17 protein-coding genes are annotated in these 22,171 nt (G+C 71.2%); 8 read left to right on the plus strand and 9 right to left on the minus strand.

The genetic code is table 11. The features are described 5' to 3' along the window. Positions 1 to 8: 8 nt before the first annotated feature. Together ACZ6B1_RS00865 and ACZ6B1_RS00870 are read right to left on the minus strand one after the other, a co-directional pair. Positions 9 to 872, minus strand: a complete 864-nt coding sequence (locus ACZ6B1_RS00865) for a helix-turn-helix domain-containing protein (RefSeq protein WP_468773695.1) — start codon at positions 870 to 872, stop codon at positions 9 to 11. A 98-nt stretch (positions 873 to 970) separates the two neighbouring features. Beyond that, a complete protein-coding gene (locus ACZ6B1_RS00870) occupies positions 971 to 1,804 on the minus strand; it encodes a helix-turn-helix domain-containing protein (RefSeq protein WP_468773697.1) in 834 nt (277 codons plus the stop codon). Positions 1,805 to 2,006: 202 nt separating this feature from the next. On the opposite strand from ACZ6B1_RS00870, the gene ACZ6B1_RS00875 reads away from it, so the two are divergent. Both ACZ6B1_RS00875 and ACZ6B1_RS00880 read left to right on the plus strand, forming a co-directional pair. Next, positions 2,007 to 2,312 carry a 4a-hydroxytetrahydrobiopterin dehydratase gene (locus tag ACZ6B1_RS00875; protein WP_468773699.1) on the plus strand — a complete coding sequence of 102 codons (306 nt, stop codon included), beginning with the start codon at positions 2,007 to 2,009 and terminating at the stop codon, positions 2,310 to 2,312. A gap of 4 nt (positions 2,313 to 2,316) precedes the next feature. Further along, positions 2,317 to 3,066 carry a class I SAM-dependent methyltransferase gene (locus ACZ6B1_RS00880; protein WP_468773702.1) on the plus strand — a complete coding sequence of 250 codons (750 nt, stop codon included), beginning with the start codon at positions 2,317 to 2,319 and terminating at the stop codon, positions 3,064 to 3,066. 264 nt (positions 3,067 to 3,330) lie between these two features. On the opposite strand, the gene ACZ6B1_RS00885 is transcribed toward ACZ6B1_RS00880, so the two are convergent. From ACZ6B1_RS00885 to ACZ6B1_RS00895, 3 genes are all read right to left on the minus strand, one after another. After that, positions 3,331 to 4,065, minus strand: coding sequence for a ferritin-like domain-containing protein (locus tag ACZ6B1_RS00885; RefSeq protein WP_468773705.1), 735 nt, complete (start codon positions 4,063 to 4,065; stop codon positions 3,331 to 3,333). Positions 4,066 to 4,170: 105 nt separating this feature from the next. Next, a complete protein-coding gene (locus tag ACZ6B1_RS00890) occupies positions 4,171 to 6,828 on the minus strand; it encodes a cellulose binding domain-containing protein (protein WP_468773707.1) in 2,658 nt (885 codons plus the stop codon). A 142-nt stretch (positions 6,829 to 6,970) separates the two neighbouring features. Then, positions 6,971 to 9,886, minus strand: a complete 2,916-nt coding sequence (locus ACZ6B1_RS00895) for a glycoside hydrolase family 48 protein (RefSeq protein ID WP_468773709.1) — start codon at positions 9,884 to 9,886, stop codon at positions 6,971 to 6,973. Positions 9,887 to 10,149: 263 nt separating this feature from the next. On the opposite strand from ACZ6B1_RS00895, the gene ACZ6B1_RS00900 reads away from it, so the two are divergent. The 4 genes from ACZ6B1_RS00900 (at position 10,150) to ACZ6B1_RS00915 (ending at position 15,299) form a co-directional block, all read left to right on the plus strand. Continuing rightward, positions 10,150 to 11,640: a cellulase family glycosylhydrolase gene (locus ACZ6B1_RS00900; protein ID WP_468773711.1), complete on the plus strand. Its 1,491-nt coding sequence runs from the start codon at positions 10,150 to 10,152 to the stop codon at positions 11,638 to 11,640. A 33-nt stretch (positions 11,641 to 11,673) separates the two neighbouring features. Further along, positions 11,674 to 13,422: a glycoside hydrolase family 6 protein gene (locus ACZ6B1_RS00905; RefSeq protein ID WP_468773712.1), complete on the plus strand. Its 1,749-nt coding sequence runs from the start codon at positions 11,674 to 11,676 to the stop codon at positions 13,420 to 13,422. 148 nt (positions 13,423 to 13,570) lie between these two features. After that, on the plus strand, positions 13,571 to 14,482 hold the full coding sequence (locus ACZ6B1_RS00910) for a class I SAM-dependent methyltransferase (RefSeq protein ID WP_468773715.1): 912 nt from the start codon (positions 13,571 to 13,573) through the stop codon (positions 14,480 to 14,482). Positions 14,483 to 14,597: 115 nt separating this feature from the next. After that, on the plus strand, positions 14,598 to 15,299 hold the full coding sequence (locus ACZ6B1_RS00915; RefSeq protein ID WP_468773716.1) for an SDR family oxidoreductase: 702 nt from the start codon (positions 14,598 to 14,600) through the stop codon (positions 15,297 to 15,299). Positions 15,300 to 15,312: 13 nt separating this feature from the next. On the opposite strand, the gene ACZ6B1_RS00920 is transcribed toward ACZ6B1_RS00915, so the two are convergent. After that, on the minus strand, positions 15,313 to 16,041 hold the full coding sequence (locus ACZ6B1_RS00920) for a glycoside hydrolase family 75 protein (protein ID WP_468773718.1): 729 nt from the start codon (positions 16,039 to 16,041) through the stop codon (positions 15,313 to 15,315). 184 nt (positions 16,042 to 16,225) lie between these two features. Between ACZ6B1_RS00920 and ACZ6B1_RS00925 the strand changes: the two genes are divergently transcribed. Next, complete coding sequence (locus ACZ6B1_RS00925; RefSeq protein ID WP_468773720.1) at positions 16,226 to 16,837, plus strand: hypothetical protein; 612 nt, start codon at positions 16,226 to 16,228, stop codon at positions 16,835 to 16,837. 71 nt (positions 16,838 to 16,908) lie between these two features. Here ACZ6B1_RS00925 and ACZ6B1_RS00930 read toward each other — a convergent pair whose 3' ends face one another. The 3 genes from ACZ6B1_RS00930 to ACZ6B1_RS00940 all read right to left on the minus strand — a co-directional run bounded on the left by ACZ6B1_RS00930 (position 16,909) and on the right by ACZ6B1_RS00940 (position 20,982). Next, positions 16,909 to 17,745 carry an aldo/keto reductase gene (locus ACZ6B1_RS00930; protein ID WP_468773722.1) on the minus strand — a complete coding sequence of 279 codons (837 nt, stop codon included), beginning with the start codon at positions 17,743 to 17,745 and terminating at the stop codon, positions 16,909 to 16,911. A 127-nt stretch (positions 17,746 to 17,872) separates the two neighbouring features. After that, positions 17,873 to 19,699 carry an AMP-dependent synthetase/ligase gene (locus ACZ6B1_RS00935; RefSeq protein ID WP_468773724.1) on the minus strand — a complete coding sequence of 609 codons (1,827 nt, stop codon included), beginning with the start codon at positions 19,697 to 19,699 and terminating at the stop codon, positions 17,873 to 17,875. A gap of 404 nt (positions 19,700 to 20,103) precedes the next feature. After that, the gene (locus ACZ6B1_RS00940; protein WP_468773726.1) at positions 20,104 to 20,982 is read right to left on the minus strand and encodes a LysR substrate-binding domain-containing protein; all 879 of its coding nucleotides are present in this window, start codon (positions 20,980 to 20,982) and stop codon (positions 20,104 to 20,106) included. A 140-nt stretch (positions 20,983 to 21,122) separates the two neighbouring features. Between ACZ6B1_RS00940 and ACZ6B1_RS00945 the strand changes: the two genes are divergently transcribed. Beyond that, complete coding sequence (locus ACZ6B1_RS00945) at positions 21,123 to 22,157, plus strand: bile acid:sodium symporter family protein (RefSeq protein ID WP_468773729.1); 1,035 nt, start codon at positions 21,123 to 21,125, stop codon at positions 22,155 to 22,157. The last annotated feature ends 14 nt before the right edge of the window (positions 22,158 to 22,171 follow it).

A 22,171-nucleotide genomic window follows, 5' to 3' on the forward strand; every position in this document is an offset into this window, starting at 1 on the left:
GCCTGGCGTCACAGGGCCTCGCGGTGCTCCCGCAGCAGTTGCCGGGTGCGCCGCGCGGAGGAGGCCCGGGCGGTCATGTGGTCCAGAACCTCCAGATGCGTGGAGACCTCCTGGCGGGAGTCCAGATACAGGGCGCCGGTCAGGTACTCGGTGAACACCATGTCCGGCAGCTCCGGCTCGGCGAACCGGAACAGCGTGAACGGCGCGTACGTCCCCGGGTGCGGGCCGGCCGCGAACTCGGCGAGCTGGAGGGTGACCCGGTCCCGGTCGGCGTACTCCAGCAGCCGGTCCAGCTGGTCGCGCATCACCGCGGCGTCGACGCTCACCGGGCGCCGCAGCACCGTCTCGTCCATGATCACCCACAGATGGGGGGCGTCCTCCCGCTCCAGCAGCCGCTGCCGCGCCATGCGCAGCGACACGTGCCGCTCTATCGTCTCCGGCCCGGTCTGCCCGATCGTTCCGGCCTCCAGCACCGCGCGCGCGTACGCCTCGGTCTGCAGCAGGCCGGGCACGAAGTGCGGCTCGTAGGAGCGGACGATCCGGGCGGCGCCCTCCAGGCTCACGTAGAGGCTGAACCAGTCCGGCAGCACGTCGTGGAACCGCTGCCACCAGCCCGGCTGGTTGGCCTCCTCGGCCAGCCGGACGAACGCGGCCTGCTCCTCCCCGGCCGCCCCGTAGGTGGCCAGCAGCACCTGCACGTAGGGGATCTTCAGCGCGACCTCGGCCATCTCCATCCGCCGTACGGTCGCCGACGCCACCCGTAGCACCCGGGCGGCCTCCTCGCGGCTGAGCCCGGCCGCCTCCCGCAGTTCCTGCAACCGCTTGCCCAGCACCACCTGCCCCACGGTGGGCGCCGCCCGCCGCTCACTCACAGCCCGTCCTCCCCTACGCGCCGAAGCCCCCGGGCAGTCTGTCATGCGACGCCCTCGTCGCACACGCGGTCGAGCGGACCCGGCGCCGGGAGGGGGCGTCAACCGGCCAGCGTGTGCAGGTACTTGGTGGTGGCCGGGTCGGCGGGCAGGAAGGTCTCGATGGCGAGTTCGGCGACCGTCACGTCCATGGGCGTGTTGAAAGTGGAGATCGACGACACGAACGACAGGATCCGCCCGTCGTGCTCGATGCGCAGCGGCAGCGCGAAGTACGGGACCTGCCCGGCCGGTTCGTCACCGGGCGCGTCCTCGGGCACCGGGTACCCGGCGACCTCCTCGTACAGGGCCCGTAGCTGCTCCGAACGGTCCAGGGCGATCTGCCGCTCCATCTGCGCCAGCAGATGCCCGCGCCACTCGCGCAGGTTGCGGATGCGCGGCGCGAGGCCCTCGGGGTGCAGGGTCAGCCGCATCGCGTTCGGCGCCGGTGTCATCAGCTCCTCGGGGACCCCCTCCAGCAGCAGGGCGATGCCCCGGTTGGCGGCGACCACCGTGTACCCGGCGTCCACCACCAGCGCCGGGTAGGGCTCGTAGCCCTGGATGAGCCGTTCCATGCCGTCGCGCAGCGCGTCCAGCGCCGGGTCGTCCAGCGGGGTCTCCGGGTAGTGCGGGGCGTAACCGGCCGCCAGCAGCAGCGCGTTGCGCTCCCGCACCGGAACCTGGAGGTGCTCCGCCAGCCGCAGCACCATCTCCTCGCTGGGCCGGGACCGGCCGGTCTCGATGAAACTGATGTGCCGGGCGGAGGAGTCGGCGCGCAGCGCCAGCTCGAGCTGGGACACCCGGCGCCGCTCCCGCCAGGAGCGCAGCAGCCGGCCGGCCTGGCCCTTGTCGGCGTTCGTGGCGGCGGAGGCGGAGGGGCCGGTCGCGACAATGGTCATGCCGTCGACCGTAGTCGAGCGGCGCGCCCGATGACGCGTCCCGCCACGAAGCCGGTCCCGCCCCGCCAGGGGGAGCGGGCGGGGAGCCGAACGGAGTGCCCGCGCGGCCGAACGGAGTGCGTGACGCACCGGACCGAGACCCGGGCCGGGCGGACGTGGCAGGCTGAACGCGTACCCGCACGCTCCGGAGGGAGACCGTCACATGGCCGTGGAACCGCTGTCGCAGAAGGAGATCGAGGACCGGCTCGCCGAGCTGCCCGGCTGGTCGCTGGACGGCGACCGGCTCACCCGCGACTACCGGCTCGCCTCGCACTTCGCGGCGACGGCACTGGTCGTGCACATCGCCGGCATCCAGGACGAGCTCGACCACCACTCCGACCTCACCCTCGGCTACAACACCGTCCACCTGAGCGTGAACACGCACAGCGCGGGCGGCGTCGTCACGGAGAAGGACTTCACCCTCGCCCGCAGGGTGGAGGACATCGCCGCCGGCCACGGAACACACTGACGGTGTGCTCGACTACGACGAGGAAGCGGACGCCTACGACGCCTCGCGCGGCGGCGAGCCGCGTGCCGAGGCGGCGGCCGGGGCAGTCCTCGGCCTGATACCCGACCGGCCGGGCCGGCTCCTCGACATCGCCTGTGGCACCGGCATCGTCACCCGGCGCCTGGCCGCCGCCCGGCCCGCGCTGCGGGTGACGGGCGCCGACCTGTCCGCCGCCATGGCACGCCGGGCGGCCCACCGCCTGCCCGGCACCGTGCTGCGGGCCGACTGCCGCCGTCTGCCCTTCGCCGACGCCACCTTCGACGCGGTCACCGGCGTCTGGCTGCTGCACCTGCTGTCCGGCCCCGCCGAGGTGCGCGCCGTCGTCGCCGAGTGCGCGCGGGTCCTCAGACCCGGCGGGGTCTGCGTCACCACCGTCGACAAGGCCGAGGCGCACGACGTCGGCAGCGACATCGACGCCGTCCTCGTTCCCCGCCCCCGCCGCCCCGCCCAGGACGCCGCGGACGCCGTCACCGGGTACGCCGCCGCCGAGGGACTCGTCCCGGCCGGGCAGGCCGCCTTCCCCGGTCTCGGCCAGGGCCGCAGCCCGCGCAGCACCGTCACGGACCTCAGGCGCGGCTGGTTCACCCTGCTGCCCCCGGACGACCCCCGCACCGAGGAGTTCGCCGCCCGGCTCGCCCGCCTGCCGGACCAGGACCGCCGCCGCCCGGACCCGGTCTTCTCCCTGCGCGCCTTCCGCAAGCCGGCCGTCACCTGACGCCGAGCCGGCGGCAACTCCCGGGTGGGCGCCAACTCCCGGGCGGGCGGCGGCGACTGAGAGGCGAACTTGTCCGCCCACCCGGGAGCGGCCGGGCACCGGCCCCGACGACGTCTCCCGCAACGTGTACCGCGCCGTCGCGAAGGTCAACCCGGCGCCGGTCACCGGCTCCACGACCTTCCTCCACGCCGGGGCCCCCGCCCAGGCCGACCGCACCGTCCGCGCGGCCGTGAACGGAAATGCCGTCCGGCGCGCCGGCAGCCGTCAGACCCCGTGGCCCGGCCAGGCGTCGGGCCGGGGGGTCAGGATCGCGCGGACCACCGGACCGGACGAGGCCATGACGTCGGCCAGGAAGCGCAGGCGTCCGACGCCGAGCCGGGAGAGGGCCCGGCCGTGGTCGGCGGCGACGACGGCGCAGACCACGAGCAGCAGCAGCCGCCACCCGGTCAGAACCGGGCGGCGTACCGCGCGGGGCAGCTCGGCGAAGGAGGCGTGCAGCCGAGCGCAGTGGAAGGGCACGTGGCGCTCCTCGTCGGCGAGGACGCGGCCCGCCACCTCCGAGGTCAGCGGGTCCCCGGCGCCGTCGCGCAGCGCGCGGTAGTACCGCAGGGCCACCACTTCGGCGATCATCAGCACCAGCAGTTCGAGGCGCAGGCCCATCAGCCGCCGCAGCCGTACGAAGACCGTGTCGCTCCAGTGGCCGCTCAGCAGCGGCATCCCGCCCGCGGCCAGCAGACGGGCGAGCATCCTGGCGTGGTTCTGCTCCTCGGCGACGAACAGCCGGACCGCCCGCGCGTAGTCGGGGTCGCCCGCCTGGTCCGCCTTCGCCACGAGGTTGGCGCCGTCGCCGTCCTCCCCGACCTGGAAGCGCTGGATGCCGGCCCACACCGCGGGATGCAGCGCCGCGCCCCGCCCCCAGTCGGGATCACCCTGGGCGGCCCAGCGCTCCCGCTCGTCCTCGAAGTCCCGCACCCATTTGGCGAACTCATTGCCGTGCACCCGGTCTCCCCTCCCAGGGCACGACCGTCGTGCCCTGGACAGGGACGACGCCCGGGAACGGCGAAACGTTGCATCGCCGTCTCCGGGCGTGTGGCGCCGGTCCTGTCAGGTCACCGTGCAGCTCTGGTCGCCCAGCCTGAACGACGCCGGTTCCGTGTTGGTCACGGACCAGTCGCCGGTGAAGCCGAGGCTCACCGACGAACCCGTCGCCACCGTGCCGTTCCAGCTCACGTTCTCCGCCGTCACCGACGGGCCCGACTGGGTCCAGCCGGCGTTCCAGAGCCGGCCGATCCGCTGGCCGTCCGCGAAGGACCAGGTCAGCGACCAGCCGTTCCAGGACGAGGAGCCGGTGTTGGTCAGCGTGACGTCCGCCTGGAAGCCGCCCGGCCACTGGTTCGTGACGCGGTAGGCGACCGCGCAGGCACCGGCCGGCGGGGGAGTCGTCCCGCCACCGCCGTCCCCGCCGCCGGTGTCGGACGTGTCGCCGTAGACGACACCCCGGCCGTTGGTGGAGACGTACACGCGGCCGTACACCCTGGGGTCACCGGTGATCGCCGCGCCCGTCCAGCCCCACTGGTGCGCGTCGTCGTTGATCCGGGTCCAGCTCGCGCCCTTGTCGGTGGAGCGGAAAATGCCGCGCACGCCGCCGATCCGCGCGCTGGTGTACAGCGTCTGGTACGAGGCCCCCGCGGCCGCCTTCCCGAAGCCGACGGTGTCGGCCTGCTCGACGTCGGGAAGCTTGGCGAAGGTCTCGCCACCGTCGGCGGAGTGCCACAGCCCGTACGCTCCCTCGCTCGCCCCGCCCGCCAGCCACACATCGCCCTCGGTGCCGGGCAGCGCCTTGAACCGCACGCTGTCACCGGTGGGCAGACCGGTCGCGGCGGACGCGCTGAAGGTCGCGCCGCCGTCCCCGCTCACGTAGAACCTGCCGGACTTGAAGCCGTAGAACCTCTTCGGGACCACCCGGTCGGACTCCACGACCGCGCCGGCCGGGATGCCGCTCGACGCCGACCAGGACGAGCCGAAGCCCGTCGTGTACTGCACGCCGGCCCCCTTCGGGCTCCACACGAACCGGCTGCCGTCGGCGGCCGCCGCCACCGTTCCGCCTCCGCTCACGCCCGAGGGTTCGGTGCCGGCGAACCAGTCGGCGCCGTTGTCGGTGGAGAAGGCGATGTGCGGACCGGAGTCCAGGTCGCCGACGCGCACCACCGTGTCCGGGTTCGTCTCGGCGAAGTCCAGGCTGGTGGTCGTGGTGAAGGTGGGGGAGGTGTACATCATCGACGGCACCTCGGTCAGGTCCGTGTGCCGGAAGCCGCCGATGTCGCCGAGCGCGCTGAACAACCGGGCGCCGCCGGAGGGCGGTGCGGCCAGGTCGTCGACCGCGGTCTCCTCCAGGCCCCGCACCATCGGCTTCACCCTGAACCGGCCGCCGCCGTCCCAGTTCGTCAGGTCCTCGGTGCCGTAGAGGGTGGCGCCCGTTCCGTACATCATCCGGGACGAGTCGAACGGGTCGATCTCCAGGCTCTCCGTCATCCAGCCCAGTTTCGGGCTCTGTTCGGGCGGGGAGGGGTTCGCGCCGAAGGTGAGCCAGGGGGTGGTGGAGACGTCGATCGTGTAGCGGTTCGACCGGTCGGGGTACGAGGTGTAGTCCCACGCCCTGGTCCAGGTCGCGCCGCTGTCCGTGGAGCGGAAGATCTGGGTGTCCGGCCACCAGGAGCTGTAGGCGGTCGCCATGACGGTGCCGGGGTGCTGCCGGTCGACGGTCAGTCCGCCGAAGCCGTAGTAGGTGTCGGCCCCCGCCACCGGGCTGATGTCCGTCCAGGTCCCGGTCGCGGTGGCGTACCGCCACAGCTCGCCCTTGCCGCCGTCGTACGGCCCGCCCTTGTCGCTGTACGCGACGTACAGGAACCCGTTCTCCGCGTCCAGCACGCCCTTGTGCGGCAGATAGCCCGTCGGCTGCCCGGCCACGCGCTGCCAGGTCGCGCCCGCGTCCGTGGACCGGTACACGGCGTTGTCCTTGTCGGCGACCCCGACGTAGACCGTCTTCGTGGCGCTGCCAGCGGCACCCGTCGACTCGTCGAACGTGACCCAGGCGATTCCCTGGTTGTCGCCGGCGTAGCCGCTCGAATCGCTCGGGTCCTGCTGGTAGTCGCCGGGGTTGGGGAAGCTCGTCACCTGCGACCAGGTGGCCCCCGAGTCCGTCGACCGCCACAGCCCCTTGCCGCTGGGCGCGCCCAGGTACAGCACGCTGTCCTTGTGCGGGTCGACGGCGAGCCGCTCGCCCATTCCGCGCCCGGGCATGTTGCCGCCCAGCTTGAACGGCAGGTCCGCCTTGCGCCAGCTCGCGCCCCGGTCCGAGGAGCGCAGCACGGCCCCGTTCCCGGGGTCCCAGTCGTTGGTGTACGTGCCGACGGCCGCGTAGACCTTGTCCGGGTCCACGGCGTCCGAGGCAAGGCTGACCACGCCCGTGTGCCCCCAGTCGTTCCAGCCGACCGAGTCCAGCAGCGGGGTCCAGCTCCTCGTCGACTGCTGCCAGCGGTAGGCGCCGCCGATGTCGGTCCGGGCGTAGACCAGGTTCTTCTCGGTCCGGTTGAACACGATCCCGGGGACGAAACCGCCGCCGTCGATCCGGGCGTTGCTCCAGGTGTACGTGTCCGCGGCGAGCGCCGTCTCCGGCGTGGCGGCGGCCGGTGCGGGCGGGGTGCCGGCGAGCAGGCCTGCGGCCAGCGCCAGCACGGCCGTGAGGATGCGGGTTCTGCGCACGGTGGGGGTCCTCTCACGGGGGAGGGGGTGCAGGACCTGGGGACATGACGGCCGGGCGGCCCCCTGTGCGGATGGGGGCCGCCCGGCCCGGTGGCCCCGTCGTCCTGTGACGGGGCCGTGCACGCGGAGCGTCAGCGGGGACTTACTCGAGCAGCTCCGCGTACGAGCCCATGGCCAGGGCGATGTCCGCCTCGGCCCAGAAACGGTGGTACGTGAAGACGGGCGCGGCGCCGCCCTTGAGGTAGGCCTCGATCTTCGACCAGGCCGGGTCGTCCTTGTAGAAGGACCGGATCGAGGAGAACGTCGAGGACGAGTTGACGGTGTCGCCGTTCGGCATCCTGCCGCTCCAGCCGCTCGGCACGTACACGCTGTCGTTGAACCGGCTGTAGTCGCTGCGGGTCTCGGGGACGGCGATGCCGAGGCTGTCCTGGTAGTTGCCCCACATGCCGTCCAGCAGCGCCTTCGCCGCCGACTTCGCGTCCGTGTCGCCGGACCTGGCGGCGTAGTACGTGAGCGTCTTGGCGTACGCGGCCGCCACGCCGACGTCGTCGGTGTAGTCGGCGACCGTCACATGGAGGCCGCTGTTGGTGCCGGGGCTCGACGCGTTCCAGGTGTCGGGCTGACCGGTCCACTGGAGGGTGGAGGGAATCCGGTAGGTGCCGTCCGGGTTGACGGTGGTCTTGGACAGCGCCCACTTGACCCACTTGGCGAGGACGGCCTTGGCCTTCGCGTCGCCGGTCTGCTGGTAGTACTCGGCGACCCGCTCCATCGACCACGCCTGGAAACCGAACCACTGGTTGGACGGCGGGTCGTGGTAGACCGGCTGCCAGTCGTAGTACATGCCGTAGAACGTCGGCGTGCCGGCCGGCGGGGTGGCGTAGCGGCCCTGCCAGCTGTTGGTCGCGCCGCCCGCGATCGCGCCCTCGGACGACTGCAGCCACTGGTAGAACTCGAGCTGCCGGGTGAGTGACTTGCCCCAGTCGGCCGCGCCCGTCGCCGACTTCGGCTTCAGGTCGGCGTAGTTGCTCAGCGCGTACGCGGCGAGCGGGTTCTGGTAGCCGCCGTGCACATGGCTGGAGCCGATCCGCCAGGCCCAGCCCGCGCTGGTGTCGGCGGCGCCGCCCCAGGCGTAGTACCAGGACAGCAGGTAGTGCGAGGCGTCCTTGCCGGTACCGGCCGCGCAGGCGGACGGACCGACACAGTTGCCGATCTTCTTGAAGTACTTGTCGTACATCGCGTACCGCAGGTAGTCGCCCATCTTCGCGGCCTTGGCGACGGTCGCGGAGACGTCACCGCCCTTGCCCTGCGCCTTCGCCCACACGTCGGCCCAGTAGGCGGCCTGCACCGCGCGCGCGTCCGCGTCCGGGGCGTCGGTGTACTTCCACTGCTTGGCGTAGGAGGAGTCGCCGGTGAACAGGTCCAGATAGCCGTTGGTGCCGCCGTACTTGAAGGCGTCACAGGTCGGCTGCGGGACCGTCTCCCAGACGGACTCCTGCGGGCCGCGCTGGAACGTGTTGATGTACGACGGTCCGGTGGCCGTCGGCCCGGCCTCGCACTTGCCGGGCTCGTCGCCGTAGCCGTAGACGTTGTCGACGTCCTGGATCCAGTGCATGCCGTAGACGTCGTCCGTGCCGTACGCGCTCTTCAGTTCGCCGGCGATCGGGTCCGGGCCCACCGACACGCCCGTGTCGAGCTTCGCCGGGTACTCGTTCGGGGTGTCCTGCTCGGGCGCGTACGTGGCCGGCTTCGAGGCGTTGTAGAAGGAGTTCGTCGGCTGGTCGGCGTGGGTGGGGATCATGTACTTCTCCATGATCTCCCAGGCGCCGTTGAACTTGGACCAGTCGCCGGTGACCTTCCCGTACATCGCCTGCAGCCAGAGGAGATAGCTGTAGGCCTCGGACGTGGTCTCGTGACCGTAGTCGGGCGCCTCGACGATCAGCGTCTCCACCGAGTGGTACGGAATGCCCTCGGGGGAGAAGTAGCCGTTCGCGGGATTGGTGATCTTCCCGTACAGGTCCAGGAACCTGGCGTCGTACGCCTTGGACGCGGCCAGTTCCGTCACCGTGACCGTCGCCTTGGTGTGGCCGGTCGCCGAGGCGGTGAAGGTGGCGCTGCCGGTGCCGGAGGAGTCGGCGGTGACGGTCACCTTCTGCGCCGTGTTCCAGTTGGACGGCGTGAAGGTCAAGGAGGAGCCGCCGGTGACCGACAGACCCGTGTTGCCGCCCGTACGGGCGACGCCCACCGTCACGTTCGCGCTCGGCTGCGTGGAGAGCTTCACGTCGAAGGTGCCGGACTTGCCCTGCTGGACGCCGAGCTGGGTGGGCGAGGCGACGACCGCCGGGCCCGAGGCGACCGTGATGCCGATCGGCGTGGAATCGGCTGAGGCGCCGAGGCTGTCGTACGCCTTCGCCACCAGCGAATGACTGCCCACGGTCAAACCAGAGGCCGAGAGCGAGTACGGCGCGCTGGTGTCCGTGCCCAGCAGTGTGGTGTCGTCGTAGAACTCCACCTTGGCTATCGTCGCGCTGTCGGCCGCCGCGGCGGTCGCGGCGAGCGGCACCGCGTCCCCCTGTGAGTAGGTCGCGCCCGCGGTGGGACTGGTCAGCACGGTGATCGGCGGCTGGTGTGCGCCGGCGCAGGTGGTGCCGTTGACCGCGAAGGAGGCGGGCGCCGTGTTGGTCCCGCTGTACGTGAACTGGGCACCCGTGGAGACCGCGGCCCCGGCGGCGATGGTGCCGTTGTAGGAGGCGTTCTTCACGGTGACCGTCTGACCGGACTGGGACCAGCTGCCGTTCCAGCCGTTGCTCAGCTTCTGGTTGCCGGAGTAGCCGTAGGTCAGGGTCCAGCCGTCGATCGCGGCCGTGCCCCGGTTGGTGAGGGTGAGGTCGGCCGTGAAACCGGAGCCCCAGTCGTTGGTCTTGTAGTCCACACTGCACTGGACGCCCGCCGCGTGCGCGGCTGTGGCGCCGGTGGCGAGAGTCGTCAGGGGCAGTGCGAGCGCCGCGAGGGCGGCGGTCCACCATCGCCGCGCGGCTCTGCGTCTGCGTCCGGGATCCATGGTGCTGGTTCCTCCTTGGGGCTTGCGGCTCGAGGGGGGATGTCAAGGCTTGAACCAGTGGGAGCGCTCCCATAGTGAGGATGACCCCGGGAGCGGTCAAGGTGCTTGAAGAGTCGAATTGATTCGACAGGCCTCTCCCGGAAAAATTCTTCAACTCCCCTGTGCAATCACGTCACTTGCCGCTACCTTCCATCGCACCAGTGGGAGCGATTCCATTCAGTCGACGCGTCCGTCACGACGCGCCAAACTGCAAGGAGTCGCTCATGCGACACCCCCCGCGTTCAGTACTTTTAGCCGTCGCCGGTGCGACCGCGCTGCTCAGCGGCGTGCTAGTCCCGGTGGTCACGGCCGAGGGAGCCACACCCGCGTGCACGGTGGAGTACGCCGTCACCAGTCAGTGGGACAACGGCTTCCAGGGCTCCGTGAAGATCACGAACAACCAGGCCGCGATGAGCAGTTGGAAGCTCACCTTCGACTTCGCGGCCGGCCAGAAGGTCACCCAGGGCTGGAACGCCAAATGGTCCCAGTCCGGCACCACCGTGACCGCGGCCAACGAGAGCTGGAACGGCGGCCTCGGCTCCGGCGCGAGCGTCAGCGCCGGTTTCCTCGCCTCCTGGTCCGGCGGCAACGCCGTGCCGACGGCGTTCAGGCTCAACGGCACCACCTGCAACGTGGACTCCGAACCGACGACACCCCCGCCCACCGATCCGCCCCCGACCGATCCACCGCCGTCCGACGGCGCCGCGCCCGCCCTGCACGTCTCGGGCACCAAGCTGGTGGACGAGGCCGGCCACACCCGCAGACTGCTCGGCGTGAACCGCTCCGGCGGCGAGTTCATGTGCGTGCAGGGCTACGGCATCTGGGACGGCCCGGTGGACGACGCGGCGATCGAGGCGATCGCCGACTGGAAGGCCAACGCGGTCCGCATCCCGCTCAACGAGGAGTGCTGGCTGGGCCTTTCCAACGTCAAACCCGAGTACGGCGGCGCCAGCTACATCAACGCCGTCAAGGACCTGGTGGCCCGCGTCGAGGCGCACGGCATGACGCCGATCGTCGAGATGCACTGGTCCTACGGCCAGTACACCGGCGACTCGGCGGGCTGCTCCGACGTGCACGCCACCTGCCAGAAACCGATGCCCGACATGAGTTACGCGCCCTCCTTCTGGGCGTCCGTCGCCAGTACCTTCAAGGACGACAGGGCGGCGGTGTTCGACCTGTTCAACGAGCCGTACCCGGACCGGGCGACCTCCAGCAGCACGGACGCCTGGAAGTGCTGGCGGGACGGCGGCACCTGCCCCGGCATCTCCTACGAGGTGGCCGGAATGCAGGACATGGTGGACAGCATCCGGGGCGCCGGCGCGAAGAACGTCATCATGGCCGGCGGGCTCGCCTACTCCAACGACCTCAGCCAGTGGCTGACGTACAAGCCCAGCGACCCGGCGGGCAATCTCGCCGCCGCGTACCACGTGTACAACTTCAACACCTGTGCGAGTGAGAGCTGCTGGAACTCCACCCTCGCCCCGGTCGCGGCCCAGGTGCCGCTGATAGCCGGTGAGATCGGGGAGAACACCTGCTCGCACGGGTTCACCGACCAGGTCGTGAAGTGGTTCGACGACCGGAACCTGTCCTACCTCGGCTGGACCTGGAACACCTGGGACTGCTCCTCCGGGCCGTCCCTGATCTCCAGCTACGACGGCACACCCACCGCGTACGGCGCCGGCCTGCGCGACCACCTGCGCGCCCTCAACCCGTAGATCCCGACGGACGACAGAAGGAAACCCGCACTCATGAGTCCTACCAGAACCTCGCTGCTCGCCGCCCTGGTGCTGGTCGCCGGGGCCTCCGGGACGGCGCTCGTCGCCGGACCGGCCGGTGCCGCGGCCACCTCCGTCCCCTGCACCGTCGCGTACCAGATACAGAACCAGTGGGACACCGGCTTCACCGCCAACGTCACCGTCACCAACAACGGTGCCGCCAAGTCGGGTTGGTCGGTGAAGTGGTCGTACGCCGGCAACCAGAAGGTCACCAGCGCCTGGAACGCGAAGGTCACCCAGAGCGGTGCCGCCGTCACCGCCGCCAACGAGAGCTACAACGGCGCGCTGGTCAACGGCGGTTCCGTGAGCTTCGGCTTCCAGGGCACCTACAGCGGCACCAACGCCGTGCCCGCCACCTTCACCCTCGACGGGGTCACCTGCAACGTCGACGACGGCGGCAGCTCGGGCGGCGGCACCGGTGGCGACACGGGCGGCGGCACCGGCGGGGACACGGGCGGCGGCACCGGCAGCCACGTCGACAACCCCTACACCGGAGCCAAGGTCTACGTGAACCCCGAATGGTCCGCCAAGGCCGCCGCCGAACCCGGCGGCAGCCGCATTTCCAACCAGCCCACCGCGGTCTGGCTGGACCGGATCGCCGCCATCAACGGCGTGAACGGCGGCATGGGCCTGCGCGCTCACCTGGACGAGGCCCTGAAGCAGAAGGGCTCCGGCGACCTCGTCGTCCAGCTGGTCATCTACGACCTGCCCGGCCGTGACTGCGCCGCCCTGGCCTCCAACGGCGAACTCGGGCCGAACGACCTCGACAAGTACAAGACCCAGTACATCGACCCGATCACCTCGATCCTCTCCGACTCGAAGTACGCGGGCCTGCGGATCGCCACAGTCATCGAGCCCGACTCGCTGCCCAACCTGGTCACCAACGCCGGCGGCACCAACACCACCACCGACGCCTGCGTGACCATGAAGAGCAACGGCAACTACGAGAAGGGCGTCTCCTACGCGCTGGACAAGCTCGGCGCCCTCTCGAACGTCTACAACTACATCGACGCCGGTCACCACGGCTGGCTCGGCTGGGACAGCAACTTCAACCCGTCCGTGCAGGAGTTCCAGAAGGTCGCCACGAGCAACGGCGCCAGCGTGAACGACGTGGCCGGGTTCATCGTCAACACCGCCAACTACAGCCCCACGAAGGAGCCGAACTTCAAGATCACCGACACCGTGAACGGCCAGACCGTGCGCCAGTCGAAGTGGGTCGACTGGAACCAGTACGTGGACGAGCAGTCGTTCGCGGTCGCGCTGCGGGACAAGCTGGTCGCGGCCGGGTTCAACTCCGGCCTCGGCATGCTGATCGACACCTCCCGCAACGGCTGGGGCGGCACCGCCCGGCCCAGCGGACCTGGCCCGCTGACCTCCGTCGACGACTATGTCAACGGCAGCCGCGTCGACCGGCGCGTCCACGCCGGCAACTGGTGCAACCAGAGCGGCGCGGGCCTCGGAGCACGGCCCACCGCCGCACCGGCCGCCGGGATCGACGCCTACGTCTGGGTCAAGCCTCCGGGTGAGTCGGACGGCTCCAGCTCCGCCGTCAGCAACGACGAGGGCAAGGGCTTCGACCGGATGTGCGACCCCACCTACGGCGGCAACGCGCGCAACGGCAACAACCCCACGGGCGCGCTGGCGAACTCGCCGCTGGCCGGGCACTGGTTCTCCGCCCAGTTCCAGCAGCTGATGCAGAACGCCTACCCGCCGCTCTCCTGACCGGCTGAGTGTCCGCCGGGGCGCGGCCCTCAACGGCCGCGCCCCGGCGGATCCCTTTTTTGCGGCCCCGGCAACAGAACTGGCCCCGGCCCCGGGGCCCGGCGCAGGCTGTCCGCATCCGGACGAGAGCGCCCAGGAGGCCGAACCCATGGCACACGAACACCACAGCCACCAGCACCCGCACCAGGGCCACCACCACGGGGGTGACGTCGACTGGGGCACGATGGCCGCGATGCTGGAGACGGAGGCCGAGGTGTCCACACCGGCGTACTCCCGGGCGCTGGCCTGGCTGAGCAAGGAGGTGACCGAGCCCGGCCTGGTCGTCGACGCGGGCAGCGGCCCCGGGGTGCTCTCCGGCCTCTTCGCGGAGACCTTCCCCGGCGCCCGGGTGATCGCCGCCGACAGCTCCGAGCCGCTGCTGGAGCACGCCCGGGCCCGCGCCGCCCGCCTCGGCTACGGTGACCGTTTCGGCACCCTCGCCGGTGAGCTGCCCGGCGCGCTGCGGGAGCTGGAGTACCCCGCGGACCTGCTGTGGGCGAGCCGCAGTGTGCACCACCTCGGCGACCAGCGGGCCGCGCTCACCGCGTTCGGCGAGCGGCTCGCGCCCGGCGGCACCCTGGCCATCCTGGAGGGCGGCCTGGCCCCCCGCTTCCTGCCACGCGACATCGGCTTCGGCCGCCCCGGACTGCAGGCACGTATCGACGCCGCGCAGGAGGACCGGTTCGCCCGGATGCGGGCCGAGCTGCCGGACGCCGTCGCCGAGACCGAGGACTGGCCCGCGCTGCTCGCCGCGGCCGGCCTGAAGCACACCGGCACCCGCAGCTTCCTGCTCGACCTGCCCGCCCCGGTCCCGGACCGGGTCCGCGCCCACGTCGTCGCCGTGCTGACCCGGACCCGGGACATCCACGCCGAGGCCCTCGACGCCGACGACCGCGCCCTCCTCGACCGCCTCCTCGACCCGGCCGACGACCACAGCCTCCACCACCGTCCGGACGTGTTCGTCCTGGCGGCCCACACGGTGCACCGCGCGGTCCGTCCCGTCCAGCCCCGTCCGGCGTGATCCGCCGGACCGGCCCAGGGGCTGTTGCGAAAGTCCCGCCCGCTGACGGGGCTTGACCTGGAGAGCGCTCCAAGTGATGGACTCCCCGCGTTCACCGACATCCCAGGGGGAAACCATGAACGACTCTCCGGTCGCGCTCATCACCGGCGGCGGCAGCGGCATCGGCGCCGCCGTGGCCCGGCAGTTGCTGGACGCCGGGCACCGGGTCACCGTCACCGGGCGGGGCGAGCGGCGGCTACGGGACTTCGCCGACGGCCTGGGGAATCCCGCCGGGCTGCTGACGGTCGCCGGCGACGCGGCCTCCTACGACGATGTGCGCAGCGCGGTCGACCGCACGCTCGAGGAGTACGGCCGGCTGGACACGGTCGTCTCCAACGCCGGCTTCGCCACCCATGACTCCGTCGCCGACGGCGACCCGGCCGGCTGGACCGAGATGGTCCTCACCAACGTCCTCGGCCCCGCCCTCCTCATCCGCGCCTCGGTCGACGCGTTGAAGGAGACCGGCGGCCGGATCGTCCTCGTCGGCAGCGTCGCCGGTTTCGTGCCCACGCCCGGCAACCTCTACGGTGCCACCAAGTGGGCGGTCACCGGGCTCGCCGAGAACACCCGGCGCCAGGTCACGGAGTTCGGCATCGGGGTCACCCTGGTCGCCCCCGGCCGGGTCGAGACGCCCTTCTGGGACAGCTACGGCAGCCTGCCCCCGGGTCGGCTGCTGACCGCGGAGCAGATCGCCGGCTCCATCGTCTGGGCGATCCGGCAGCCGGCCGGGGTCGACGTCAACACCGTCGTCGTACGTCCGCTGGGTCAGCCCAACTGACCTGAATCGACGATCAGTTGTTCTGCAGGAACTGTTTGGCCAACTGGTCCCCGAGGGAGACGGCCGCGCTGTGGCTCTCGATGGGGGAGACCTTGGAGTTCTTGAACAGGATGTACGTCACGCCGGAGTCGATCCCGCCGGTGGCCGGGTCGGGGTCGATGCCGAGCGCCTTCGCCGTGGCGTACGAGGCCTCACCGATGATCGCGGTGGGGCCGGTGTCCCCGACGACGGCGTACTCGACCTTGCCGTTGTAGATCACGGCGACCACGCCGCCGCCCTTGATGCCGGCGCCGGAGTAGTTCCAGACGCTGCTGGAGCTGGGGACGACCACATAGGGCAGGGACTCGGCCTTCAAGGGCTTGCCGTCGGACTGGTGGAACGCGGTGTCGTCCTGGTACCAGGGGTCCCGGTCCTCGTTGCAGTTGGTGGTCCGCTGACCGTCGCAGTCGATGTCCATGTCGGCCTTCCAGAACACCGCGCCGTTCTTGCCGCACACGGGTACCGTCGCCGAGGTCTCCTCGTCGGTCCGGTACTTGCCGTTCGAGATCTGGGAACAGGACGTCACCTTGGCGAGCAGGTCGGCCGCGCTGACCGTGCCCTCCTGGACGGAGGCCGGCGGGGCGCCGGGGGTGGTGCCGGACGGGTCGCCGGGGGTGGGGTCGGAGGCGTGGGCGGGCAGCACTCCGGCGGCGAGGAGAGCGGCCCCGGAGGCCGCGACGAGGGTCAGTGAACGCAGGCGCACTGTGGGGGACCCTTCTGTTAGGAAAGTTTCCTTACCGGGCGCCTAAAAGGTCGCGCATGCGCATGCCCGCGTCAAGCTTCTGTGCGAGAGTCGGCGTTGTGTTCGGTTTTGCGGGGATTTGCCGCACACGGAAGACTGGTCATGTCGAGGCGAGAGGCCACAGGGCCGGCGGAGGCGAGATGTCATGTTCGTGCGCACCGTCTACGTGACCGGAGACCCCGCGAAGATCGACACGGCGGTCCGGGCCCTGAACACCGAGGGACGTGAACTGCTCGAGGAGCGCCCCGGTTACCTCGGGGCCGGCGTCTTCACCGACCACGAACTGGGCAAGCTGCTGGCGGTGAGCTGGTGGGCGTCCGAGGAGGCGCGCGTCAACAGCGACACCGTGATGCGGCAGCACAGGGAGGCGCTGCTGGAGCCGTTCGCGGGCACCCTGGCGGTGGAGAACCTCGAGGTGGCCGTCCACCGCTCGCTGCAGGTGCCGCGCATGGGCGGCGGGCTGCGCGTGTCCCGGGTGGAGTTCGATCCCGCGGACGCCGGCCTGTTCGTGGACACGTTCCGGTCGGCCGTCCTGCCGCGCCTGGAGACCCTGCCGGGCCTCGCCCGGGCCGCTCTGTTCATCGACCGGGAGCGCGGCCGCGGCCAGGTCGGCACCCTGTTCGTCGACCGCGCCTCGATGGCAGCCTCCCGGGCCGGCCAGGCGGCGGCCCGCCATGAGGGCGTGGCGAAGGCGCGGGTGAGCGTCGTGAGCCTGGAGGAGTTCGAGGTCGTGCACGCGGAGGTGCGCCTCGGCTGAATCCGCGGGTCCGGGAAACGGCCGCCCGCACCGCCCGCGCGGCGGTGCGGACGGCCGTTCGCCGTGCGGGGTCAGCCCAGGTCGAACGTGGCCGGGTCCGGCCCGATGCGCCGGTCCTCGTTCAGGGCGCTGATGGCCGCGAGGTCCTCGTCGTCCAGGCTGAAGTCGAACACCTGGATGTTCTCCTTGATCCGCGACGGCGTCACGGACTTCGGGATCACGACGTTGCCGAGCTGGACGTGCCAGCGCAGCACGACCTGCGCCGGAGTACGGCCGTGCTTGCGCGCGATGGCGACGATCGCCGGCACCTCCAGCAGGCCCTTGCCCTGGCCGAGCGGCGACCAGGCCTCGGTGGCGACGCCCTGCTCCGCGTGGATCTCACGGGCCTGGTGCTGCTGCAGGTGCGGGTGCAGCTCGATCTGGTTGACCGCCGGGACGACCGAGGTCTCCGCGATGAGCCGGCGCAGGTGGTCGGGAAGGAAGTTGGAGACGCCGATCGCCTTCACCCGGCCGTCGGCGTACAGCTTCTCGAACGCCTTGTAGGTGTCGATGTAGTTGTCCCGGGACGGCAGCGGCCAGTGGATGAGGTACAGGTCCAGATAGTCGAGACCCAGCTTCTCCAGCGACGCGTCGAACGCGCGCAGCGTGGAGTCGTACCCCTGGTCGCTGTTCCAGAGCTTGGTGGTGACGAAGATGTCCTCGCGGGGCAGGCCGGAGGCCGCGATGGCCTTGCCGGTGCCCTCTTCGTTGCCGTAGATCGCCGCTGTGTCGATGCTGCGGTACCCGGCCTCGAGTGCCGTGGCGACGGCCTGCTCGGCCTCGTCGTCCGGCACCTGCCAGACGCCGAAGCCCAGCTGGGGCATCTCGACGCCGTTGTTGAGGATGATCGGGGGGACCTTGCTGCTCACGAGCTCGTTGATCCTTCGGTTGTCGACAGGTGGTACGCCCATCGTCAACGATCACGGGTCCCGATGCATTCCTGACGGTTCGATCCGCGCCGGGAAATCCCGCCCGGCGCCGCCGGCCTGCGGCGGCTCAGGCCTGGTACAGCGCCTCGACCTCGCCCACGTACGCCTTCTCGATGGCCTTGCGCTTCAGCTTCAGGGACGGTGTCAGCAGGCCGTGCTCCTCGGTGAACGGCTGCGCCAGGATGCGGAACGTGCGGATCGACTCGGCCTGGGAGACCAGGGTGTTGGCGGCGACGACCGCCCGCCGTACCTCCGTCTCCAGATCCGGGTCGCGCACCAGTTGCGCGGGGGTGAGCCGTGGCTTGCCGCGCATCTGCAGCCAGTGCTCGACGGCCTCCTGGTCGAGGGTGACCAGGGCGGCGATGTACGGCCGGTCGTTGCCGACGACGATGCACTGGTTGATCAGCGGATGCTCGCGCACCCGCTCCTCCAGCACCCCCGGGGAGACGCTCTTGCCGCCGGAGGTCACCAGGATCTCCTTCTTGCGGCCGGTGATCGTCAGATAGCCGTCCTCGTCCAGGGCGCCGAGGTCACCGGTGGCGAGCCAGCCGTCGTGCAGGGTCCCGTCGGTGGCCTTCTGGTTGTTGAGGTAGCCCTGGAAGACGTTGCCGCCGTGCAGCCAGACCTCGCCGTCGTCCGCGATGTGCACGGTGACGCCCGGGATGGGCTGACCCACGGTGCCGTACCGGGTGCGCTCGGGCGGGTTGGCGGTGGCGGCCGCCGAGGACTCGGTCAGGCCGTAGCCCTCGTAGATCTGCACCCCGGCGCCGGCGAAGAACAGGCCGAGCCGCCGGTCCATCGCGGAGCCGCCCGACATCGCGTTGCGGATGCGGCCGCCCATGGCCGCACGCACCTTGGAGTACACGAGCTTGTCGAAGAGCTGGTGCTGCATCCGCAGACCGGCCGACGGGCCGGGGCCGGTGCCCCATGCCTTGGCCTCGACGGCGTCGGCGTACTTCACCGCGATGTCGACGGCCTTCTCGAAGGGCCCGTCCCGGCCCTCCTTCTCCGCCTTGCGCCGGGCCGAGTTGAACACCTTCTCGAAGATGTACGGCACGGCGAGGATGAACGTCGGCCGGAAGGCCTGCAGATCGGGCAGCAGGGCGGCGGCGTGCAACTGCGGCTGGTGTCCGAGACGGACCCCGCCGCGGATCGTCGCGACCTCGACCATCCGGCCGAAGACGTGCGCGAGCGGCAGGAAGAGCAGGGTGGAGGCCTCGTCGCCCTTCTTGGTGTGGAACACCGGCTCCCAGCGACGGATGACCGTGTCCGCCTCGTACATGAGGTTGCCGTGGGACAGCACACAGCCCTTGGGGCGGCCGGTCGTGCCCGAGGTGTAGATGATCGTCGCGACCGACTCCGGGGTGATCGCCTGCCGGTGCCGGTGCACCACCTCGTCGTCCAGGTAGGCGCCGCCGTCGTACAGCTCCTGCACACAGCCCGAGTCGAGCTGCCACAGCTCACGAAGCTGCGGCAGCCGGTCGATCACGGTGGCGATGGTCATCGCGTGGTCCTCGTGCTCCACGATCGCCGCCGTCACCTCGGCGTCGTACAGCATCCAGAAGCACTGCTCGGCCGAGGACGTCGGATAGATCGGCACCACCTGCGCGCCGATCGTCCACAGCGCGAAGTCGAACAGGGTCCACTCGTAGCGCGTACGGGACATGAGGGCGACCCGGTCGCCGAACCGGATGCCCCGGGCGAGCAGGCCCTTGGCCAGGGCGAGGACCTCGTCCCGGAACTCGGCGGAGGTCACGTCCCGCCACTGCCCGGACTCGTCCTTGCGGCCCAGTGCCACGTGCAGCGGGTCCGTCCGGGCATGCTCGAAGACGGCGTCGGCCAGTCCGCCCACCAGCGGCGCCGACGTCAATGGAGGGGTGGTGAACTCGTGCAATCCCTCGCTCCCCGTCCTTGCTTTTCGGTCACGCCCGCGATGCTCCGCACAGCGCCGTGAAAGCTACCCCACCCGTCAGCCGGGCGGGAGGGGCGCGGAAAACGAGCAAACCTCGCAGTCCTGCCCGCCGACGACCGGAAAATACCCTCACATGGGTAAGGGCCGGACACAATACTGACGAGTCAGTAACTTACGGGGCGGTAATCTCCACCGAATCTGTACGACGCGATTACCGCTTGCGGACCTGGCCAGAGTGCCGGAACGGCGGCCCCCGGGGCCATGGGGACCACCCCGTCCTCACCGCCCGGGCCGGCACCCGCGCCGGGGGACCGCCTCCTTCCGCGGTGCCGCACCGGCCGGCGCCGCCGCCCCGGTCCCGGCCCATGGCGGGCGCAGCTGACGTATCAGCGCCCGTCACGCTGACGGCCGTGCAGCCGGTCGCCGCCCGTCAGGATCGCCGCCGCCAGCGCGTTCGCCGCGGCGTCCGCTGCGCCCCGGCGTCTGCCGTGCACCAGGACGAAGTCGACCTTGCCCAGTTCCGGCAGGGCCGGGCGCTCCGGCAGCCGGAAGAGGCCCGGCGGGATCAGGCGCCTGGAATGGGCCATGACCCCCAGCCCGGCGCGGGCCGCGGCGACGAGGCCGTTGAGGCTGCCGCTGGTGCACACGATCCGCCACTCGCGGCCCTGGGCCTCCAGCGCCTCCAGGGCGCGGGCCCGGGTGATGCCCGGCGGGGGATACACGATGAGTGGGACCGGGCGGTCGGGGTCCAGGCGCAGGTTCTCGGCGCCGATCCACACCAGGTCGTCCCGCCACACCAGCTCGCCGCGCGGATCCTCGGGCCGCCGCTTGGCCAGCACCAGGTCCAGCTTGCCCGCCGCGAGACGCTCGTGCAGGGTGCCGGACAGCTCCACGGTCAGCTCCAGGTCGACCTCGGGATGGTCGTGACGGAAGCGCTCCAGGATCTCCGGCAGCCGGGTGAGGACGAAGTCCTCCGAGGCGCCGAAGCGCAGCCGCCCGCGCACCCGGGTGCCGGTGAAGAACGCCGTCGCCTGCTCGTGCACCTCCAGCAGCCGGCGCGCGAAGCCCAGCATGGCCTCGCCGTCCTCGGTCAGCTCCACCGAGTGGGTGTCCCGGGCGAAGAGCTGGCGGCCGGCGGCGTCCTCCAGCCGCCGCACGTGCTGGCTGACCGTCGACTGGCGCAGCCCCAGACGCCGGGCGGCCTGCGTGAAGCTCAGCGTCTGCGCCACCGCCAGGAAGGTGCGCAGATGGTTGGGGTCGTACACACCTGCAGCCTAATGGTCATCGCTGAACGTGATGACAGTCAGAGTGGTATGCCGGATTCCCGATCGGCGTACGGAGGAGGACGATGGAGAGAGGCCCTCCGGGCCCGTGGACGTACCCGACGAACAGCGAGTGGAGCCCCGTGAAACGCCCGCACTGGCCGAGCTGGATGCCGATCGACCCGTACATCGTGCTGCTGATCGGCACGGTGGGGATCGCGGCGCTCCTCCCGGCCCACGGCACGGGTGCGGACGTCGCCTCCGGTGCGTCCACGGCGGCGATCGCCTTCCTGTTCTTCCTCTACGGCGCCCGGCTCTCCACCCGCGAGGCGCTGGACGGCCTGCGCCACTGGCGTCTGCACGGCACGGTGCTGGCCTGCACCTTCGTGGTCTTCCCGGTGCTGGGACTGGCCGCCCGCGGACTGGTGCCGGTGCTGCTCACCCAGCCGCTGTACCAGGGGCTGCTGTTCCTGACGCTGGTGCCGTCCACGATCCAGTCGTCGATCGCGTTCACCTCGATCGCCCGCGGCAACGTGCCCGCCGCCATCTGCGCGGGCTCGTTCTCCTCGCTGGTCGGCATCGTCGCCACCCCGCTGCTGGCGGCCGCCCTGCTGGGCAACAGCGGCGGCGGGTTCTCCGCCGACTCGCTGGTGAAGATCGTGCTGCAACTGCTGGTGCCGTTCGTCGCCGGGCAGGTGCTGCGCCGGTGGATCGGCGGCTTCGTCGCCCGGCACAAGAAGGTGCTCGGCCTGGTCGACCGCGGCTCGATCCTGCTGGTCGTCTACACCGCGTTCAGCGAGGGCATGACCCAGGGCATCTGGCACCAGGTCAGCGCCGTCCGGCTGGGAGCGCTGCTCGCCGTCGAGGGCGTGCTCCTGGCCGTGATGCTGCTGCTGACCTGGTACGGCGCCCGGGCGCTCGGGTTCGGCCGGGCGGACCGGATCGCGATCCAGTTCGCCGGGTCCAAGAAGTCCCTCGCCTCCGGTCTGCCCATGGCGAGCGTCCTGTTCGGCGCCCACGCCTCGCTGGCCGTGCTGCCGCTGATGCTCTTCCACCAGATGCAGCTCATGGTGTGCGCGGTCATCGCCAAGCGGCGCGCCCACGACCCCGAGGCCGCCGAGGCACCGGCCGGGCCGGGCGCGGAGTCACGCACCAGGGTCGGCACCGGCTCCCGCTGAGGCGGGCCCGGCCG

Source organism: Streptomyces sp. NPDC041129, assembly GCF_055592265.1.

Bases quoted from the DNA above. Each gene is read 5' to 3' on its own strand.
- ACZ6B1_RS00900 (WP_468773711.1), top strand. From the start codon at position 10,150: ATGCGACACCCCCCGCGTTCAGTACTTTTAGCCGTCGCCGGTGCGACC.
- ACZ6B1_RS00925 (WP_468773720.1), top strand. From the start codon at position 16,226: ATGTTCGTGCGCACCGTCTACGTGACCGGAGACCCCGCGAAGATCGAC.
- ACZ6B1_RS00875 (WP_468773699.1), top strand. From the start codon at position 2,007: ATGGCCGTGGAACCGCTGTCGCAGAAGGAGATCGAGGACCGGCTCGCC.
- ACZ6B1_RS00895 (WP_468773709.1), bottom strand. From the start codon at position 9,886: ATGGATCCCGGACGCAGACGCAGAGCCGCGCGGCGATGGTGGACCGCC.
- ACZ6B1_RS00910 (WP_468773715.1), top strand. From the start codon at position 13,571: ATGGCACACGAACACCACAGCCACCAGCACCCGCACCAGGGCCACCAC.
- ACZ6B1_RS00915 (WP_468773716.1), top strand. From the start codon at position 14,598: ATGAACGACTCTCCGGTCGCGCTCATCACCGGCGGCGGCAGCGGCATC.
- ACZ6B1_RS00905 (WP_468773712.1), top strand. From the start codon at position 11,674: ATGAGTCCTACCAGAACCTCGCTGCTCGCCGCCCTGGTGCTGGTCGCC.
- ACZ6B1_RS00870 (WP_468773697.1), bottom strand. From the start codon at position 1,804: ATGACCATTGTCGCGACCGGCCCCTCCGCCTCCGCCGCCACGAACGCC.